Source organism: Streptomyces sp. SID5785 (assembly GCF_009870065.1).
In the GTDB taxonomy this organism is placed as follows: Bacteria; Actinomycetota; Actinomycetes; order Streptomycetales; family Streptomycetaceae; genus Streptomyces.
In genome coordinates, this window is the sequence record NZ_WWIA01001122.1 from 1 (window position 1) to 263 (window position 263).

General features: G+C 71.5%; 1 protein-coding gene. It reads left to right on the forward strand.

Annotated features, from left to right (window positions below; genetic code table 11):
• Positions 1 to 263, forward strand: a 263-nt coding sequence (locus GTW43_RS36220) for a vitamin B12 dependent-methionine synthase activation domain-containing protein (RefSeq protein ID WP_161306217.1), incomplete at both ends; no start/stop codon positions are given.

Sequence of the window (263 nt, forward strand, 5' to 3'; positions counted from 1 at the left end):
GGCAACGAGCGGACCCGCTTCACCTTCCCGCGCCAGCGCCGCGGCCGGCGGCTGTGCCTGGCCGACTTCTTCCGTCCGGAGGAGTCCGGCGAGAAGGACGTCGTCGGCCTCCAGGTCGTCACCGTCGGGTCGAAGATCGGCGAGGCCACCGCCGAGCTGTTCGCCTCCGACTCCTACCGGGACTACCTCGAACTGCACGGCCTGTCCGTCCAGTTGGCCGAGGCGCTCGCCGAGTACTGGCACGCCCGCGTCCGCTCCGAGCT